At 64.1% G+C, this 15194-nt stretch carries 13 protein-coding genes; 5 read left to right on the top strand and 8 right to left on the bottom strand.

Annotated features, from left to right (window positions below; translation table 11 throughout):
* Positions 1-70: 70 nt before the first annotated feature.
* Entirely contained in the window at positions 71-1879 is a 1809-nt protein-coding gene (locus QFZ30_RS12520) for an AMP-dependent synthetase/ligase (RefSeq protein WP_307076657.1), read from the bottom strand.
* 176 nt (positions 1880-2055) lie between these two features.
* Between QFZ30_RS12520 and QFZ30_RS12515 the strand changes: the two genes are divergently transcribed.
* The gene (locus tag QFZ30_RS12515) at positions 2056-3147 is read left to right on the top strand and encodes an ROK family glucokinase (protein WP_307076655.1); all 1092 of its coding nucleotides are present in this window, start codon (positions 2056-2058) and stop codon (positions 3145-3147) included.
* A gap of 64 nt (positions 3148-3211) precedes the next feature.
* Here QFZ30_RS12515 and QFZ30_RS12510 read toward each other — a convergent pair whose 3' ends face one another.
* Genes QFZ30_RS12510 through QFZ30_RS12500 form a run of 3 tightly spaced genes read right to left on the bottom strand, consistent with a single transcriptional unit; the run spans position 3212 to position 5470 of the window.
* Positions 3212-3844: a hypothetical protein gene (locus QFZ30_RS12510; protein WP_307076653.1), complete on the bottom strand. Its 633-nt coding sequence runs from the start codon at positions 3842-3844 to the stop codon at positions 3212-3214.
* Positions 3837-4670: an alpha/beta hydrolase gene (locus tag QFZ30_RS12505; protein WP_307076651.1), complete on the bottom strand. Its 834-nt coding sequence runs from the start codon at positions 4668-4670 to the stop codon at positions 3837-3839. Before QFZ30_RS12505 ends, QFZ30_RS12510 begins: the two co-directional genes overlap by 8 nt.
* On the bottom strand, positions 4667-5470 hold the full coding sequence (locus QFZ30_RS12500) for an alpha/beta hydrolase (RefSeq protein WP_307076649.1): 804 nt from the start codon (positions 5468-5470) through the stop codon (positions 4667-4669). Before QFZ30_RS12500 ends, QFZ30_RS12505 begins: the two co-directional genes overlap by 4 nt.
* A gap of 112 nt (positions 5471-5582) precedes the next feature.
* Here QFZ30_RS12500 and QFZ30_RS12495 point away from each other — a divergent pair, with 112 nt between their 5' ends.
* On the top strand, positions 5583-6389 hold the full coding sequence (locus QFZ30_RS12495; RefSeq protein WP_307076647.1) for a lysophospholipid acyltransferase family protein: 807 nt from the start codon (positions 5583-5585) through the stop codon (positions 6387-6389).
* Between the two features lie 71 nt (positions 6390-6460).
* A complete protein-coding gene (locus QFZ30_RS12490; RefSeq protein ID WP_307076645.1) occupies positions 6461-7852 on the top strand; it encodes a class II 3-deoxy-7-phosphoheptulonate synthase in 1392 nt (463 codons plus the stop codon).
* 39 nt (positions 7853-7891) lie between these two features.
* On the opposite strand, the gene pknB is transcribed toward QFZ30_RS12490, so the two are convergent.
* Both pknB and QFZ30_RS12480 read right to left on the bottom strand, forming a co-directional pair.
* A complete protein-coding gene (gene pknB, locus QFZ30_RS12485) occupies positions 7892-9958 on the bottom strand; it encodes a Stk1 family PASTA domain-containing Ser/Thr kinase (protein ID WP_307076643.1) in 2067 nt (688 codons plus the stop codon).
* A 111-nt stretch (positions 9959-10069) separates the two neighbouring features.
* Positions 10070-11455, bottom strand: a complete 1386-nt coding sequence (locus QFZ30_RS12480) for a LysM peptidoglycan-binding domain-containing protein (protein ID WP_307076640.1) — start codon at positions 11453-11455, stop codon at positions 10070-10072.
* A gap of 262 nt (positions 11456-11717) precedes the next feature.
* Here QFZ30_RS12480 and QFZ30_RS12475 point away from each other — a divergent pair, with 262 nt between their 5' ends.
* Positions 11718-12071 carry an Rv2175c family DNA-binding protein gene (locus QFZ30_RS12475; RefSeq protein ID WP_307076639.1) on the top strand — a complete coding sequence of 118 codons (354 nt, stop codon included), beginning with the start codon at positions 11718-11720 and terminating at the stop codon, positions 12069-12071.
* Positions 12072-12092: 21 nt separating this feature from the next.
* Here the strand turns inward: QFZ30_RS12475 and QFZ30_RS12470 are convergent, their stop codons facing one another.
* Together QFZ30_RS12470 and QFZ30_RS12465 are read right to left on the bottom strand one after the other, a co-directional pair.
* On the bottom strand, positions 12093-13187 hold the full coding sequence (locus tag QFZ30_RS12470) for a polyprenyl synthetase family protein (RefSeq protein ID WP_307076637.1): 1095 nt from the start codon (positions 13185-13187) through the stop codon (positions 12093-12095).
* Complete coding sequence (locus QFZ30_RS12465; RefSeq protein WP_307076635.1) at positions 13184-13708, bottom strand: hypothetical protein; 525 nt, start codon at positions 13706-13708, stop codon at positions 13184-13186. Before QFZ30_RS12465 ends, QFZ30_RS12470 begins: the two co-directional genes overlap by 4 nt.
* A 140-nt stretch (positions 13709-13848) precedes the next feature.
* On the opposite strand from QFZ30_RS12465, the gene dinB reads away from it, so the two are divergent.
* Entirely contained in the window at positions 13849-15009 is a 1161-nt protein-coding gene (gene dinB / locus QFZ30_RS12460) for a DNA polymerase IV (RefSeq protein ID WP_373462840.1), read from the top strand.
* Positions 15010-15194 lie beyond the last annotated feature (185 nt).

The following is a 15194-nucleotide window of genomic DNA, read 5'->3' as shown; positions in this document are numbered from 1 at the left end:
CTTAAGTCCACGCACTAACACGAATGGGTCCTCCCGGCAGCTGCCGGGAGGACCCATTCTTCGTTGCACGTCAGCTTCGCACGGCGCCGTACATTTCCTCGATGACGGTGTCGAAGTCCTTCATCACCTGGGCCCGCTTGACCTTCATGGACGGCGTCAGGTGGCCTGACGCTTCCGTGAAGTCGGATGGAACGATCCGGAAGGACTTGATCGCCTCGGCCTGCGAGACGGAGCCGTTCGCATGCGTGATGAGATCCTGCACGGCAGCTTTGACAACGGGATTGTCCACAGCCTCCTCCAGCGAGGTTGTGGCCGGCAGCCCGTGGCGCTGCAGCCAGCCAGGGAGTGCCTCCTGGTCAAGGGTCACCAGGGCTCCGATGAAGGGCCTGTTGTCGCCGACCACCAGGACCTGTGAGACCAGGGCGTCGGCCCGGATCTGGTCTTCCAGCAGGGCCGGAACGACATTCTTGCCGCTTGCAGTAACGATGATTTCCTTCTTGCGGCCGGTGATCCACAGGAAGCCGCTGTCATCAAGGCGCCCGATGTCACCCGTACGGAACCAGCCGTCGGCAAAAGTTTCAGCCATGAGGTCATCGCGCTTGTAGTAGCCCTGCATCACACAGACGCCCTTCACCAGGATTTCGCCGTCGTCTGCGATCTTGACGGAGTTGCCGGGAAGGGGCTTGCCCACGGACCCGATCTTAATCAGGGCCGGCGTGTTCACCGAGACGGGCGCGGTGGTCTCGGTGAGCCCGTAGCCCTCAAGGACCTGCAGGCCGATGCCCTGGAAGAAGTGGCCCAGGCGTTCTCCCAGCGGGCCGCCACCTGATACTGCGTGGGCGACGTGGCCGCCCATGGCAGCCCGCAGTTTGCTGTACACCAGCTTGTCGAAGAGGGCGTGCCGCAGCTTCAGGCCCAAGCCCACATGTCCTTCCTGCCGCGCCTTGGAGAACGCAATGGCGGTCTCCGCCGCCTTGTGGAAGATGGCTCCCTTGCCGCCGTCCTCCGCTTTGGTAAGGGCCGAGTTGTAGACCTTTTCGAACACGCGGGGCACGGCGAGGATGAAGGTGGGTTCGTAGCTCTGCAGGTCCGCGAGGAGGTTCTTGATGTCCGGCGTGTGGGCCACGGTGGTTCCGGCGGCCATGGCCAGGACGGAGATAAAGCGCGCAAAAACGTGTGCCAAGGGCAAGAACATAATGGTTTTGGCGTTCTCATGGACGATCTCGCCGATGATCTCGAGGGCGTTGTCGGAGAGTTCAACAAAGTTGCCGTGGGTCAGCTCGCAGCCTTTCGGCCTTCCTGTGGTGCCGGAGGTGTAGATGATCGTGGCGATGTCGTTGAGGTTGGCTGAACTGCGGCGGGCTTCGAGATCGGCGTCGCTGACGTCACGGCCGGCCTCGCGGACAGCATCCAGCCCCAGGCCTTCGAGCTGCCACACGTGCTGGAGCGCGGTCAATCCCTCGGACGTCGCGGCCTGCCGGATGATGTCCTCGTGATGGGCGGCCTCGCCGAACGCGGCAACGGCGCCGGAGTCGCCGAGGTTCCAGGCAACCTGGGACGGGGATGAAGTTTCGTAGATGGGGACGGAAATGCCGCCGGCGAACCAGATGGCGAAGTCCACCAGGGCCCACTCGTAGCGTGTGCGGGACATGATTCCCACCCGGTCTCCGGCCTCCACGCCGCTGGCCATGAGGCCCTTGGCGAGGGCCTGGACGTCGGCCAGGAAATCCGTGGCGGATACGTCCTGCCAGGATCCTGCGGGATCCAGCCGGGAGAACAGGGCCGGGTTGCTGGGCTTCGCGGCCTGCCGCAGCACCAGATCAGTGATGTTCGTTTCAGGGGGGACAACAACCAGCGGCGGAACACTGAATTCGCGCACTATAGCTCCTTTGATATCCATAGACCCTCACAGGGTATGTCTAAGACTAGTACGCCTGCACCGGGCAGTGCAGTAACAAACCTACTGGTCAGTAACTTAGCAGTCAAAAGGACGAATTCCGCCGACCCTGGAGTGCCTTCGGGGGTGCGTCCGCGGCCCGCCTAGAATGAGGGATTATGTATGCACCGCCCCCCGGCGAACAGGCCGGCCCGCTCAGACGTCCAGCACCTTGGAGGCGGCGCCCCCCGGCCCTGCAGCCTCGGCAACGGCCCGGGGAACGGTTCCGCGAGCATCTCCGGCTCGGCCGGAAGGGCCTGGCGATCGGCGTAGACATCGGCGGGACAAAGGTGGCCGCCGGCGTGGTGGATGCGGACGGCAGGATCCTCAGTGAAGCGCGGCGATCCACCCCGGGCAGCGATCCAAGGGCCGTGGAGCACGTGATTGTCGAACTTGTGGAGGAGCTCGGGGCAGGCCACCGGATCTGGTCGGTGGGCATCGGTGCGGCCGGGTGGATGGACCTCGACGGCGGCACCGTACTTTTCAGCCCCCACCTGGCCTGGCGCAATGAGCCGTTGCGGGCGAACCTGCAGCGGCTGCTCCGTCGGCCCGTGCTGCTGACCAACGACGCCGATGCGGCCGCCTGGGCGGAATGGCGCTTCGGAGCGGGGCACGGCCAGAACCGGCTCGTTTGTATCACCCTGGGCACCGGGATCGGCGGCGCCATGGTGATGGACGGGCGTGTTGAGCGCGGCCGTTTTGGTGTCGCCGGCGAATTCGGGCACCAGATCATCATGCCTGGCGGGCACCGTTGCGAATGCGGCAACCGGGGATGCTGGGAGCAGTACGCTTCGGGAAATGCGCTGGGACGGGAAGCACGGATCCTGGCACAGGCGAACTCACCTGTTGCGCAGGAACTACTCGCCGCTGTTGACGGACGCACGGAAGCTATCAGCGGAGCCATCGTGACCGAGCTTGCCCTGGCAGGTGATGCGGCGTCCCGCGAACTGCTTGTCGAGGTTGGTGAGTGGCTGGGTCTGGGGCTGGCGAATCTGGCGGCGGCGCTGGACCCGGGCCTGTTTGTTATTGGCGGCGGTCTCTGCTCAGCAGGGGACCTGCTGGTGGAACCTGCCCGCAGGGCATTCGCCAGGAACCTGACCGGCCGCGGCTTCCGACCGGCCGCAGGCATCGAGCTGGCCGCTTTGGGCCCCAGCGCGGGCCTGATCGGCGCCGCGGATCTTTCCCGCGTCAGCAGCAGGATGCGAAGCTGACCGGTTGCGGTGCACCTCAGGTGCGGTTCATGACCCGACCCATGCATGACGCGAGGGCGCCCGCTCAGACGCGGGCGCCGTCGTCGTTCTCATCCTTTTCCTGGGGAAGCTTCATGATCAGGTAGACCACGGCAAGGACAAATACCGCCACAATGCCCAGGACGGCCAGCAGCGGCGCGGAACGCCAGAACATGGCGGACAGTAACAGTGCCACAGGTCCGCCCACGGCGGCCAGCCACGCAAGCATGGTCAGCGGGTCAGTCCCCGCAAGGCTCGGCGGCTCTTCGGGTATGAAACCGTCTTCGTCCTCCACGTCATAGTCCCGCGGCCCCTGGGAGGCTGGGCTGCCCTCTGCCGGGCGGGGCGGCGACGAGGCGGCCAGCCGCTCGGCTGCGGACGGTTCGGTGGGTGCTGCTCCCGCCAGGCCGAGGGGATCGAAGTCCCGGAAACTTGCGGCCTTACCGTCTGGTGTACCGGCCGGATCCGCTGTGTTGGCTGGACTGGTTGGGTTTGCTGGATTAGCTGTGCCGGCCGGGTTGGTTGGGTTGGCCGGATCCGCTATGCCTGCAGCTCCGGGTGTATCCGCACTGTTGATGCCGGCAGCGGAGTCTGCCTCCAGGCGGGCCACCAGATCCAGCCAGACGGCATCGTCCTGGTTTGCACTTTGGTCCGGGGAGCCGGAGTCGGGCCTAGTCATTGGCGGTGCCCTCCAGGGTCGCGGCGGCTGCTGGATGCAAGGAATTGGCCTGGCCCCCGGCTGACGGGGCCTGGGCGGACACCACTGAGCGGATGAACTCGGAGGAGCCCCGGAAGATTTCGTCGGCGTCGTTGTCCAGGGTCGCCACGTGGTAGCTGTTATGGAGGCTGGTCAGTTGCAGGGGCGCGTTGATCAGGCCCCGGCGCAATGCTGTGATGCTCGAGTCCGACACCACATGGTCCACTGTTGAGCGGAAGACCCGTACAGGTGCCGTGATCCGGGGCAGCAGCCGGATGGTGTCCTTGAACATCTTATTCAGTTCGTGGGCGGCCGCCACCGGAGTGCGCGGATAGGCGCCCTCGTCCATGCCGGGCTTCAGGATGTCATTGGCGATCGCGGGTGTGCTCTTGAGCACCAGCTTGAGGACGCCAGCCAAGGGGGCGCGGGGGTCGTCGATGACGAGCCCAGGATTCACCAGCACGACACCGGAAACGGGCCTGGTGGCTGCAATCCTGAGAGCCAGCGCACCGCCCATGCTTAGCCCGGCGGCGAAAACGACGTCACACTCCGTGTCCAGGTCCAGGTAGGCGTCGTCCAGGGCGCCGTGCCATTGCGCCCACCGTGTCCTCGCCAGTTCCTGCCAGCTGGTGCCATGGCCGGGAAGCAAAGGCATCCGCACGGCAAAACCGGCGTCAGCCATTGACTGGGCCCACGCGCGGAGTCCGTGCGGGCTGCCGGTGAACCCGTGCGAGAGGACCACCCCAATCCGCGGTCCGTCGCCGTGGAATGTGCTGCTGAACGGGCTGTGGTCCGGAAGCGTGGTCATGTGGTCTCCGACGTGATGTTGGTGGACGCGGCGTTGTGGGCTGCGTGCTGGTGGAAGAACGTGCTGGATCGGGCAAAGATCTCGGGGGCTTCAACGTCCAGCGTAGCCACATGGCCGCTTTTGTGGAGGTCCACAACATCCACCAACAGTGGGCCCAGCCGCCGCCTCAGCATTGCCAGTGACGTTGGCGGCACAACAGCATCAGACTGGGACTTGAACACCTGCACCGGGGCTGTCACCCGGGGGAGGCTGCGGACTGTTGCGGCGAAGAGTTTCTTGAGCTGGTGCACGGACGCCAGCGGAGTCCGCGAGTAGTCGCCGTCCTCGGTGGTGGCCGCCGTCGGCTGTTCTTCCTGGATGGGCAGCGTGGTGTGTTGGAAGTGCTTGAGGACTCCGATGACCCGCACACGCCGGTCATAGAAGCTGAGGCCGGGATTCACGATTGACACGCCGGCTACGGGATGCCTGGAAGCTGTCAGCAATGCGATGGCACCGCCCATGGACAGGCCGGCCACAAAACAGCCATCGGTGCATGCGGCGAGATCAAGGTAGGCCGCTTCGAAGGCACCCTGCCAGTCATGCCAGTTCGAGCGCGCAAGATGCTGCCAGTCCGTCCCGTGGCCGGGCAGGAGCGGCACGGAGATCGCGAAGCCCTGGGCGGCAAGGTGCTCAGCCCACGGCAGGACGCTGAGGGGACTGCCTGTAAAGCCATGGCAGATCGCGATTCCGGTCCTGGCATTTGATCCGTGGCCGGGGTAGCTGAAAGCGGCAGGCCGGGGCGGAATGCTGCTTTCTGTCATGACACCATCGTGTCACTGATCGGGACAAATCTCACTAGAGTAGGGTTGCATTGGAGTGCTGGAAAGGGCCCGATGCGGGGCCGGCCGGCCGCCCTCCGGAGAGGTTTGTCACGTGTTCTATTGGGTCATGAAAAAGGTCTTCCTGGGTCCGGTTCTGCGGCTTCTTTTCCGCCCCTGGGTCAAGGGCCTGGACAACGTTCCTGCTGAGGGTGCTGCGATCATCGCCTCCAACCATCTGTCCTTTTCGGATTCAATCTTCATGCCCCTCCTGGTGCCAAGGCCGGTTGTCTTCCTGGCCAAATCCGAATATTTCACGGGCACCGGGATCAAGGGCCGTCTCACGGCCCTATTTTTTCGCCTCACCAACCAGTTGCCCATGGACAGGTCCGGCGGCGCCGCTTCTGCAGTTTCGCTTAACGCCGGCATGGACATCCTGGTCAAGGGCGGCCTGCTGGGGATCTACCCCGAAGGCACACGCAGTCCGGATGCCCGCCTCTATCGGGGGAAGGTGGGAGTTGCACGGCTTGCTCTTCAGGCCGGGGTCCCCGTGATTCCTGTGGCGATGATCGGGACGGACAAGGTGCAGCCAATCGGTAAGCGGATGCCGAACATCCGGCGGATCGGGATGATCTTCGGGGAGCCGATGGATTTCAGCAGGTTCCGGGGGCAGGCGGAAGACCGGTTGGTGCAGCGCAAAGTGACCGACGAAATAATGTTTGAACTCATGCGCCTCTCCGGGCAGGAATACGTGGACGAGTACGCAGCGGTGGTGAAGCTCCAGCTCGCCGGCAAGCAGGCTGAGCCACCGGCGAACGCCGGCGGCTCAGCCGCGGAGCAATCCATGCAAGGTTCAGGCGAGGCCGGCCGTACAGCACTGCCGGAGCCGAAAGACGAAGGCGACGGCTCGGCGGCCGGATAACTGTGACGCCGCTCCCGGTACGCGTGACGCCCCGGTGTCCCAATGCCCTTGGGGCACATTAGTCTTAGAGGGTGACTGAGCTATCTGCAAAACCCGCCTTCTCGCTGTCCAGCACCTCCCAGAGCGGAGCCGCCAACTATCCAGGCCTTGACGACTGGAGGGACCTTCCCGTCTCCCAGCAGCCCAGCTGGCAGGACAAGGACGTATTCGACGCCTCGGTCAAGGAACTGTCCATCCTCCCGCCGCTGGTTTTCGCCGGTGAGGTGGACATCCTCCGCGAACGGCTGGCCGCCGCGGCCCAGGGCAAGGCATTCCTGCTGCAGGGCGGCGACTGCGCGGAGACCTTTGAGGCTGCGACGGCGGACAAAATCAGTGCACGCGTCAAGACCATCCTCCAGATGGCAGTGGTGCTCACCTACGGTGCGGCGATGCCGGTGATCAAGATGGGCCGGATGGCCGGCCAGTTTGCGAAGCCCCGCTCTTCCAACGATGAGACCCGCGACGGCGTGACCCTTCCGGCATACCGTGGCGACATCGTCAACGGCTACGACTTCACACCGGAGTCCCGGGGCCACGACGCCGCCCGGATGCTCAAGGCGTACCACACCTCCGCCTCCACCCTGAACCTCATCCGGGCGTTCACGCAGGGTGGGTTCGCGGACCTGCGCTCGGTGCATCAGTGGAACAAGGGCTTCACCGAAAACCCCGCGCACGCCCGCTATGAGTCCCTTGCCCGCGACATCGACCGCGCCATCCAGTTCATGGCTTCCTGTGGCGCCGACTTCGAGGCACTCAAGCGAGTGGAATTCTTCGCGAGCCACGAGGCCCTGCTGCTGGACTATGAGCGTGCGCTGACCCGCATCGACTCGCGGACCGGGTTTCCCTACGACACCTCGGCGCATTTCCTGTGGATCGGGGAGCGCACCCGCGAGCTTGATCACGCGCACATCGATTTCCTCTCGAGGGTCCGCAACCCGATCGGCGTCAAGCTTGGCCCGTCCACTACGGGCGACGACGCCCTGCGGCTCATCGACAAGCTGGATCCTGAGCGGGAGCCCGGCCGCCTGACTTTCATCACCCGCATGGGCGCCGGAAATATCCGGGAGAAACTGCCCGCGGTGGTGGAGAAGGTCACCGCCTCCGGTGCGCAGGTCCTCTGGGTCACTGATCCGATGCACGGCAATACTGTCACCTCGCCGAACGGCTACAAGACCCGCAATTTCGATGACGTCATTGACGAAGTGCGCGGGTTCTTTGAAGTGCACCACGGCTTGGGAACCGTTCCGGGCGGCCTGCATGTCGAGATGACCGGCGACGACGTCGCGGAATGCCTTGGTGGTGCCGATCCGGTGGACCAGGACGCCTTCCTGGACCGCTACGAGTCGGTCTGCGACCCGCGGCTGAACCACATGCAGTCGCTCGAAATGGCTTTCCTGGTGGCCGGCGCCCTCGCCAAGCACTGACAGCCGGGACCTGATGGTGGTGTGGCCGGCAGCAGCCGGCTACACCACCGTCAGCGTGATGAGCGAACCTTCCGGTACGTCTTTATTTACGGGGTCCTGGTCGCGGACCGTTCCAAAGAATCCGCCGAGGATATTGTTCACGCGCACCTCGAAGCCCAGCTTCTCCAATTCCCTCCGGGCCTCGGATGCCTGTTTGCCGATGTAGCTGGGCACTTTTACCATCTTGGGGCCCTTGGACACCGTGAGTGTGACGGTGCCGCCCCTGGTCAGTGTTCCGGATGACGGCGACTGGCTGGCCACTGCACCCTTGGGGACGGTCTTGTCATAGACCGTTTCCGGCGCGACGACGGCTTTGAGCCCGGCGGCCTCAATCACCTTCACGGCATCGTCCTGGTCCTGGCCAACGACAGCCGGTACCGGAAGGGGCTGGGGACCCTTGGAGACCGTGAGATTCACAGGCGTGCCGTGCCTTGCAGGCGTCCCAGAGACAGGGTCCTGCGTCAGCACAACACCGGCAGCAACAGCCTCATCAAATTGTTCAGTGATGTTGCCCAGTGCCATTTCCGCGTGGTTGAGCTCGTCCTTGGCTTGATCCAGCGACTTTCCCGTCAGCTTCGGGAGCCCAAACAGCTGCGGCCCCTTGGACACAAAAAGTGCCACGGGCTGAAACTTCCTGATCTCGGCTCCGGCCTCGGGTTGGGAGCCGACCACGAGGCCTGACGGGACGTCATCGTCAAAGACATCGTTGGTACGGGACTGAAAGCCCGCATCGCTTAACAGCTGCTGGGCCTGGGCTACTGTCATGTTGGCGACCGGTGGAACGGTTCCCGGCGAACCTGGCCCCATGCCGAAGAACCAGCCCGCCCCCGTGGCCAGCAAAGCGGCGATGACGATGATGACCACCCACAGGGCACCCCGGCGCCGGGGATTGCCCTCCCTTAGGTTCCTGACGGGGGTTGCGGCAGCCCGGGACCTGGCTTTCTCATCTTCCCGTTCCGCCTTGCGCTGGGCCCGCTTGCTGAGGGGGACCGCCGCAGGCGGGAAGAACGGGGCATGTTCGGCAGCAGGCTGCATCTGAGGTTGTTGCTGCGCGTGCGGTGTTGCCGGGAACACCGACGTGGCGTGCTCCTCGGGACGGTGCTGCGGCCCGGGATGGGAGAAGGGCGACATCACTGCTGTGGGGTTGCTGATGCGCGCAATGACCTCGGTGGGGTGCTGTGGGCCGGCAGCCAAGGCCGCCGGCGGCTGGAGGTCCAGCTCGGAATCCGTGAGGTTGGTGCGGATATGGCGCAGCTCCTGAAGCAGGGCGTTGCCGTCCACAGGCCGATTCTCGGGATCATTGGCCGTGCACCACTGGACCAGTTCGTCCACTTCGCCGGCCAGCCCCGGCACGAGGTCGGAGGGTGGCCCCACAGTGCCGTTCACGTGATGGTAGGCGACCTGGATGGGGACTTCGCCGTCGAACGGTTGCTGACCCGTGATCATCTCGTACAGCATGATCCCCACCGAGTAGATGTCGCTGCGGGCGTCAGCCTGCTTTCCCAGGACAAGCTCTGGGGACAGGTACGCCACGGTGCCGATCAGCGCACCGGTGCTGGTGGACGTGGTGACGGCGCGGGCCAGGCCGAAGTCACCGATCTTGATGCGGCCGTCGTCGGCAATGAGGACGTTCTCGGGTTTGACGTCGCGGTGGATCAGCCCGGCAGCGTGTGCGGCTCCAAGCCCTTCCACCACGGGGTCGATGAGCGCCAGGGCCAGCCTGGGAGGCAGGGCGCCCTTTGAATTGATGACATCCCGGAGCGTGTGCCCCTTGATGTATTCCATAACCAGGTAGGCGGTCTGGCCGTCGTAGCCCTGATCGAGTACGCCCACAACGTGGGCATGGGAGAGCCTTGCCGCAGACTTCGCTTCGCGTCCCAGCCGGCCGAGGAAAGTGTCGTCTGTGGCCAGGTGCGGGTGCAGTACTTTGAGCGCCACGTCCCGTTCCAGCCGCTGGTCTGTGGCCAGGTACACGGTGGACATGCCGCCGCGCGCCAGCTTGGACTGGACGGCGTAGCGGTTATCCACCAGCGTCCCAACAAGTCGGTCTGACACGTTTTCCTGCACCCTACGATCCTAATGCCGCAATGAAACGGGTCCGAATCAACATGCGATCCGGACCCGTATCGTTATTCCCCCGCCTGTTCCGTGAACCGGCCAGGGCGGCTCGCAGGGAGGTCAGCCGAAGTTCTTCTGGTGCGCCTTGATGGCATCCACGTAGGCCTTGGTGTCGTCGTACATTCCGTTCTTGCTCACCGAGTACTGGCCCTGGTAATAGCCGGCGATGGCGTGGTCCAGGTCCTTGCTGGTGGCAATCAGCCGGCTGATGATCGCCACTCCGGCAGTTGCGTTGTCATAGGGATCCAGCAGGTTGAGCTTGCGCCCCACCATGTCCGAGGCCCACTGGCCCGAAGCCGGGATCACCTGCATGGCCCCGATGGCGTTGGCGGGAGAAACCGCGCGCTGGTCGAAGCCTGATTCCTGGTGGGCGAACGCCAGGGCCAGGGATGGTTCCACGCCCATCCGGCGGGCAGTGTCGGCCACGATGGCCTGCATCTGCTCGCGGGACGGAACGGGGGAGGCATTGAGCAGAGCCTTGTTCTCGTTGGCGGAGCTGACCACGGCCGCGGGGTAGCTGAACCCGAGGAAGGAGCTCGGCACGAGCGGGGTCACGCTGGCAGCAGGCTGGCTTGACGCGGGCTGCACCGAAGAGCCGGGGATCACCAGCTTCTTGCCGGGGTAAATGATGGTTGTCATGCTGAGCTGGTTCGCTGACAGGATGTCCGAAAGTTTGACGCCGTGCCTGGAAGCGATGGCGGACAGGGTGTCGCCTGCCTTAATGGTGTACGAACCTTCGGGGGCGGTTGCCGGCGCGGGAGCAGCGGGCGCCGCCGGTGCAGCAGCAGGCTGCACGGCGGATGCCGGCGCGGCAGGTGCGGCTTCGCCCGCGCTGACCTTGACTTTCTGGCCCGGGCGGATGATGGAGCGCATGTTCAGGCCGTTCCAGCTGAACACATCCGAAAGGCTCACGCGATGCCGGGATGCGATGGCGCTCAGGGTGTCGCCAGGCTTCACCGTGTAGCTGCCTGCCCCGTTGCCCGGAGCGGCGGAGGCGGGAGCCGGGGCCGCCGGGGTGGCCGCAGGGGCGGTTCCGGTGCCGGACAGCTTGATCTTCTGGCCGGGGTAAATGATGGTGTTCGGCTGGAGATTATTGAGTTTGAGCACCTCGTAGGTGTCAAGGCCGTACTTACCGGCGATTCCGCTGACTGTATCTCCGCGGGCAACGGTGTGTTCCGCGGGGGCCGACGACTGGGCGGGCCGGAAGGCCGCCGGAAAAGTCGTGGAGACCAACGCAGCAGGAATGACTGATGCAGTAGCCCCCGCGGCCTGGGCTTTCACGGCAGCGGCGAGCGTGGCCGGGATGGCCCGGGGACGCGGCTCCGCTGTTGCAGACTGGGCGAGGGCCAAAGACGACAAAACGACCGCAGGCAGTGCTGCCGTGGTGGCGGCAATCAGGGGCAGACTCGGTTTGGGGGGCTGCTTGGGCGAGCGGGACATCGTCATGGAAGGAATCCTCTTCTCAACTGCGGGTGCGTGGGTGATGCCGTTGTGATTATTGATACTAGTGTTGCTTAAGTTATTGATGTTACAAATGTGATCTAAGTGAATCTCTCACGGATTTCCATTTAGCACAAGAATTCCGGGATGCCATGTAAGGGGAGTTTTGCGGAGTGTTGACTTCCGGCGTCGGGCACGGCGGTTCCTAAAGTGCTTTTCAAATTGCTCCGACTAGGCTGCAGGCCGTCCGCCATGGCAATCTTGATCCGTGAGTAATGTAGAAAGCCTTGTGGGCGAGTGGCTGCCCTTGCCTGATGTCGCGAAGTTGTTGGACGTTTCCATTACGAAAGTCCACAGCCTTATTGATGAGCGCGCGATAGCGGCCCTCCGTGTGGGGGAACGCCGGATACGGTCCGTTCCGGCCGCTTTTATCCAAGATGGACAAGTAGTCGACAGCCTAAAAGGCACCATTGTGGTCCTGGCCGACGCAGGCTATGACGATGAAGACCTGATTGTCTGGCTGTTCACAGCCGACGAGTCGTTGCGGGGCCGTCCCATTGATGCACTGCGCGAAGGACGGAAGACGGAAATCCGGCGCAGGGCCCAAACATTGGCCTGGTAACTCCGTGGTGTAGAAGAGGACTCAGGAAGCGCGGCTGACTGTTGCTTCAGCCAGCTTGCGCAGGGCAGTCTTGGGCAGTTCGTCCAGCGGCAACATTTCCAATGCGTCAAACGCTGCCGAGCCGAACTCGCCGATAAGCACTTCAGTCGCCTGGAGGGCTCCGGACTCTTCGATGATGCGGCGGATTTCGGCCACGTCTTCGGCGCCAAGATCAGGGCTGCCGAGTTTTGCGTCAATAAACGCAGATTCGTCCGCGGATGCCTGGTCCAGGGCCAAAGCCACCAGCACAGTTCTTTTGCCTTCGCGGAGATCGTCCCCCGCAGGCTTTCCCGTGGTGACGGGGTCGCCAAAGACGCCCAGGACATCATCCCGGAGCTGAAATGCCTCACCCAGCGGCAGGGCAAAGGCTGAATACCCCCTGAGCAGCTCGTCCGACGCTCCGGCAAGCGCACCGCCCAGCGCCAGCGGGTGCTCCGTGGAGTACTTGGCCGACTTGAACCTGATGATGGAATGCGCGCGGGTGACCGCCCCCGCCCGGTCCCGGACCGGTCCAGCGACTTCCTCCAGGATGTCAAGGTACTGGCCTGCCATGACTTCGGCACGCATGAGGTTGAAGATCAGGCGCGCCTGGCTCCCCGACGCGGCCTGTTCGCCGATGTCGGTGAAAGCTTCTTCGCTGAAGGACAGGCACAGATCGCCTGCGAGGATGCCGGCGGCATGACCGAACCGTTCGCTGTCCAGTGCCCACCCCTGCGCGAGGTGCAGCTGGCTAAATCGGCGGTGGACGCTGGGGCCGCCCCGCCTTGTGTCTGAACGGTCAATGATGTCGTCGTGGATCAGCGCTGCGGCCTGGAACAACTCAAGCGCCGATCCGGCGGTCACTATCTGGCGGGCTGCCGGGTCCCCGCCGGCTCCTCGCCAACCCCAGTAGCACATCAAGGCACGGAGTCTCTTGCCACCTGTCACCAGGTTGGAGATGGAGCCCATGATGGGGTCAATATCAGGTGAAATGCCCGCCATCACCAACTGCCGGGTGCCGAGGAAGTCAGTCAGCTCGCCGGCCACAGCTGCCACAAAGGCAGCCTGTTCAAGCCGCAGCTGCTCAGCGACCGTCACTTGGCTGACTCAGCTGCCACATTGGCGCCGATGGTGAATGTGGAAACCCCGGCGGCTTCCACCACGGCAATGTTGACAGTCTCGTTATCGCCTCTGACGAAGTCTTTGGAGGCCACTGTGCCCACCGCCTCGCCCGGCACGGCCTTGAAGCCCTGCGCCTCCAGCTCTTTGGAGTAGAAATCGACGACGGCGGCCGTCGGGGACTTGATGCTTGCTACCAGCGCCGCGGTGGCCGGCGTCGCCGACTTATCGAAACTGCTGGAAACCACGGTGGCGCCGGGCATGAGCGGCAGGAGCTTTTGCGGGAAACCGGCGACGAGGGCCCCCACCGTAGCCGAGGTCCCCGGCGAAGCGGACGGACTGGCAGACACGGTGGCAGTGGACTGGCTGGTTGCTTGCGAGGACGTACCTGCGGACGACGTGGTCTCTCCAGGGGCCGCGGAACTGCACGCGGCGAGTACCAGCATGGTGCCGGCCGCAAGGGCGGCCAGACCTGCTGGCTTAAGATTTATGACCGTCACAGGGACATTCCTCCTGGTGTTGATGCCGGATTCAGCCTCCAGTTTAGTCAGTACCAGCGGATAGGATTGAAGTCGTGGGGCCTGAGCGGAACAATCAGCAAACCGAAGCGGGTCTTCGGGAGCTCAGGCGCAGCTCCATCATGCACGTGGATATGGACGCGTTCTTTGTATCCGTAGAGCTGCGCACCCGGCCGGAGCTCCGTGGCAAGCCGGTGATCGTTGGCTACCCGGCCGACCGTTCGGTGGTGCTCTCGGCGTCGTATGAGGCCCGTGCCTTCGGAGTGAAATCCGCCATGCCCATGGTGGTAGCGGCGCGCATGTGCCCCAAGGCGGTCATCATTGAACCGAGGCACAAGCTGTACTACGAGGTCTCCGCCCAGCTGATGGCGATCTTTGAATCCATCACGGAGCTCGTGGAGCCCCTCAGCGTTGACGAAGCCTTCCTTGACGTCGGCGGCGCGATCCGGCGGTTGGGTACTCCCCGCGAAATCGGGGAACTGATCCGACGCCGCGTGGCCAGCGAGCTGGGCATCACAGCTTCCGTAGGCATTGCTGCAAGCAAATTCGTGGCCAAGATTGCATCCACGCGCTGCAAGCCGGACGGGCTGCTGTTGATCGGACCCGAAGAGACCGTACTCTATCTTCACAGCCTTCCCGTGGGCGCGCTGTGGGGAGTCGGGGCCAAAACCGCGGACGTCCTCGCCCGGATGGGCATCAGGACCGTCGCTGACGTAGCGGCCACTCCGCTGGCTTCCCTGAAGAAGGTGTTGGGTGCAACCGGCGAGCACGTCTACCGGCTGTCATGGGGGATCGACCCGCGTCCGGTGACTCCCATCCGGCTGGAAAAGAGCATCGGGGCTGAGGAGACCTTTGCCGTGGATACCGCCGACGACGCCATCCTTCACCGCGAACTGCTGCGCCTCTCACACCGGACGGCGGAGCGGTTGCGCAGCTCGGGGATGGTGGCCAGGACCGTGGCGTTGAAGCTGCGCTACGCCGATTTCTCCACCATCACCCGTAGCCGGACGGTGCACACACCGGTGGACAGTGCCCAGCTGATCTATGCGGTGGCGGTTCAGCTCCTCGAGTCGCTCGGAGCCAGGACCATGACGGTGCGACTGGTTGGTATCCGTGCTGAGCAACTGGAAGATGCCGACCAGACATCCCTTCAGCTGAGCCTTGATCGAAGGGACGACAACTGGCGGGCGGCCGAGCAGGCGCTGGACCGGGTCAGCCGGAAATTCGGAAACAAATCCATCCTTCCGGCGCGGCTGCTGGATTCCGGAAAAGAGTCAGGATAGGCCTTGGAGACGGCCGCAAGATGGCCTCAAGATGGCCACAGGACTGCCGCAGGAAAGTCGTTGCCGTCTTTCAGAACGGCCCCCGACAAACTATCCTTATAGGTACATAGTTTTCAGATACTGCCGGACCTCTTGGACGTGCTGCCGCTCCCGCGACCACATGCCGTGGCTTCCCATCCCGCCAC

It is taken from the genome of Arthrobacter pascens (genome assembly GCF_030815585.1).
In the GTDB taxonomy this organism is placed as follows: Bacteria; Actinomycetota; Actinomycetes; order Actinomycetales; family Micrococcaceae; genus Arthrobacter; species Arthrobacter pascens_A.
Note: the sequence above shows the minus strand (reverse complement) of the source record. Positions and strands in the feature narration are given on the sequence as shown.

Coding starts and splice junctions, on each gene's coding strand:
- QFZ30_RS12515 (WP_307076655.1), top strand. CDS start 2,056: ATGTATGCACCGCCCCCCGGCGAACAGGCCGGCCCGCTCAGACGTCCA.
- QFZ30_RS12510 (WP_307076653.1), bottom strand. CDS start 3,844: ATGACTAGGCCCGACTCCGGCTCCCCGGACCAAAGTGCAAACCAGGAC.
- QFZ30_RS12505 (WP_307076651.1), bottom strand. CDS start 4,670: ATGACCACGCTTCCGGACCACAGCCCGTTCAGCAGCACATTCCACGGC.
- QFZ30_RS12500 (WP_307076649.1), bottom strand. CDS start 5,470: ATGACAGAAAGCAGCATTCCGCCCCGGCCTGCCGCTTTCAGCTACCCC.
- QFZ30_RS12480 (WP_307076640.1), bottom strand. CDS start 11,455: ATGACGATGTCCCGCTCGCCCAAGCAGCCCCCCAAACCGAGTCTGCCC.
- dinB (WP_373462840.1), top strand. CDS start 13,849: ATGCACGTGGATATGGACGCGTTCTTTGTATCCGTAGAGCTGCGCACC.